General features: G+C 61.2%; 3 protein-coding genes. All 3 read right to left on the bottom strand.

The features are described 5' to 3' along the window. Positions 1-39 precede the first annotated feature (39 nt). From folD to AC2FIS_RS23100, 3 genes are read right to left on the bottom strand one after another with little or no spacing between them, the layout of a single operon-like run. Positions 40-942: a bifunctional methylenetetrahydrofolate dehydrogenase/methenyltetrahydrofolate cyclohydrolase FolD gene (gene folD, locus AC2FIS_RS23110; protein ID WP_496775610.1), complete on the bottom strand. Its 903-nt coding sequence runs from the start codon at positions 940-942 to the stop codon at positions 40-42. A gap of 52 nt (positions 943-994) precedes the next feature. Then, a complete protein-coding gene (locus tag AC2FIS_RS23105; protein ID WP_113790748.1) occupies positions 995-1300 on the bottom strand; it encodes a chorismate mutase in 306 nt (101 codons plus the stop codon). Between the two features lie 57 nt (positions 1301-1357). Beyond that, positions 1358-3034: a formate--tetrahydrofolate ligase gene (locus AC2FIS_RS23100; RefSeq protein WP_113790747.1), complete on the bottom strand. Its 1677-nt coding sequence runs from the start codon at positions 3032-3034 to the stop codon at positions 1358-1360. Positions 3035-3053 lie beyond the last annotated feature (19 nt).

Genomic DNA, 3053 nt, shown 5'->3' with positions numbered 1-3053 from the left:
GTTTCGTTGGGGCGCATTTTTTGCGCCCCAACGGTATGCTCAGGCTGTGAGGCCTTCTGGTTCTGGCAGTTTGTTTGCTCGGCAGCAGGCGGTGAGTGTGTTGGCCAGCAGGCAGGCGATGGTCATGGGGCCAACGCCGCCGGGGACCGGGGTGATGGCGCCGGCGCGTGCTGCGGCGCTGGCGTAGTCGACGTCGCCGACCAGCCTGGTCTTGCCTTCACCTTTTTCGGGCGCATCAATGCGGTTGATGCCCACGTCGATGACGGTGGCGCCTTCCTTGATCCAGTCACCCGGCACCATTTCGGGGCGGCCAACGGCGGCCACGACGATGTCGGCGCGGCGGACCACGTCGGGCAGATCCTTGGTGCGGCTGTGCGCGATGGTCACGGTGCAGCTGTCGCCCAGCAGCAGCTGCGCCATCGGCTTGCCCACGATGTTCGAGCGTCCGATCACAACCGCATCCATGCCCGACAATGAGCCATGGTGGTCGCGCAGCATCATCAGACAGCCCAGCGGGGTGCAGGGCACCATCGATTTCTGACCGGTGCCCAAGAGGCCCACGTTGGAGATATGGAACCCGTCGACATCCTTGGCCGGGTCGATCGAATTGATCACCAGATCCTCGTTCAGATGCTTGGGCAGCGGCAATTGAACCAGAATGCCATGCACAGCCGGATCGTTGTTCAGCGTGTCGACCAGCGCCAGCAGGTCCTCTTCCGAGGTATCGACATCCAGCTTGTGCTCGTACGAGTTCATGCCGACCTCGACGGTCATCTTGCCCTTGGAGCGGACATAGACCTGACTGGCCGGGTCTTCGCCGACCAGAACCACGGCCAGGCCGGGGGTGATGCCGTTTTCCTCTTTCAGCTTTGCAACCTGATCGGCCACTTGCGCGCGCACTTTGGCCGCAAAGGCCTTGCCGTCGATAACCTGCGCTACCATCCTTTGATCCCTTCTTTCAAAAACGGATCGGGCGCGTGAAGCGCCCGGTCATTCAGTCCGGGCCGAGAACACGTTCCTCACGTGCAATCGACCAGTCAATCAACATGCGCCACAGTCTTTCGGCCAAATCCGGATCCATTCCCAACTCGGCCGAGCTTGTGCGCACGCGGTGCACCACGTCTTCGACACGGTCCGGGATACGGGCCGGCAGGCCCTCGCCCGGCTTCAGCTCGGACGCGCGGTCAATGTAGCCTGCGCGCGCCACCAACATTTCGATCAGTTGGCGGTCCAGCTTGTCGATCTGAACCCGCAGATCCTGCATCGTTGCACAGTCTTGCGGCGGTGTCAGAGTGGGCATCGCGATCTCCTCATGGCCCGGGAAAACCCCGGACCACGAGATGTCCTATTCGGCGGCTTAGAACAAGCCCTCGATCTCACCTGCGTCATTGAGGCAGATGGTTTCCGCAGCCGGTTTGCGTGGCAGACCGGGCATGGTCATTATCTCGCCGCAGACAACCACGATGAAGCCAGCACCTGCCGACAGGCGAACCTCACGCACCGGAACCGAATGACCGGTGGGCGCGCCGCGCAAGGTCGGATCGGTCGAGAACGAATACTGCGTCTTGGCCATGCAGACCGGCAGATTGCCGTATCCGGCCTCTTCCCACTCACGCAGCTGGTTGCGGATCTTGTTGTCGGCCAGAACCTCGTCGGCGCGGTAGATGCGCTTGGCGATGGTTTCGATCTTCTCGAACAGCGGCATGTCATCGGGGTAGATCGGTGCGAAGTTGGCACTGCCGCCTTCTACGATCTCGACAACCTTCTCGGCCAGCGGCGCAGAGCCTTCCGAGCCCAGTTCCCAGTGACGCGACAGAACCGCCTCAACCCCATGTTCGGCGCAATAGTCGCTGACCGCCTGCACTTCGGCATCGGTGTCGGTGACGAAGTGGTTGATGGCAACCACAACCGGCACGCCAAAGGATTTCACGTTCTCGATGTGACGGCCCAGGTTGGCACATCCCGAGTTGACCGCGTCGACGTTTTCCGCGCCCAGATCGGCCTTGGCAACGCCGCCGTTCATCTTCATTGCACGCACGGTGGCAACCAGCACCACTGCAGACGGCGCGATGCCCGCCTTGCGGCACTTGATGTTCATGAACTTCTCGGCACCCAGATCGGCCCCAAAACCGGCCTCAGTCACAACGTAGTCAGCGACTTTCAGCGCCGTCTTGGTGGCAATGACCGAGTTACAGCCATGCGCGATATTCGCGAACGGGCCACCGTGGACGAATGCCGGGTTGTTTTCCAGCGTCTGCACCAGGTTCGGCTGCATCGCGTCCTTCAGCAGCACGGTCATCGCGCCTTCCGCCTTGATGTCGCGGCAGTAAACAGCGGTCTTGTCGCGGCGGTAGGCCACGATGATGTCACCCAGACGCTTTTCCAGATCCTTCAGGTCGTTGGACAGGCACAGGATCGCCATGACCTCGGACGCCACGGTGATGTCAAAGCCGGTTTCGCGCGGGAAGCCGTTCGACACACCACCCAGGGACGCTGTGATCTGACGCAGGGCGCGGTCATTCATGTCGACCACGCGGCGCCATGCGACGCGGCGTACATCGATCTCGGCTTCATTGCCCCAGTAGATGTGGTTGTCGATCATCGCCGACAGCAGCGAATGCGCCGAGGTGATCGCGTGGAAATCCCCGGTGAAGTGCAGGTTCATTTCTTCCATCGGAACAACCTGCGCGTAACCGCCACCCGCGGCGCCGCCCTTCATGCCAAAGTTCGGGCCCAACGAGGCTTCGCGGATACAGATCATCGCATTCTTGCCAATGCGGTTCAGACCATCACCCAGACCAACGGTCGTGGTCGTCTTACCCTCACCCGCAGGCGTCGGGTTGATCGCGGTGACCAGCACCAGCTTGCCGTCTTCTCGACCCTGAACCGAGTTGATGAAGTCCTGGCTCACCTTCGCTTTGTCATGGCCATAGGGCAGCAGATCAGCAGAATCGATGCCAATCTTAGCGCCAATTTCCTGAATAGGCTTCTTCTGCGCCTCGCGCGCGATTTCAATGTCCGATTTATAGCTCATTGGGCAAAACCCCCGGTTG

Source organism: Ruegeria sp. CDSB113 (assembly GCF_059611045.1).
This window is presented reverse-complemented; position numbering and strand designations above follow the sequence as displayed.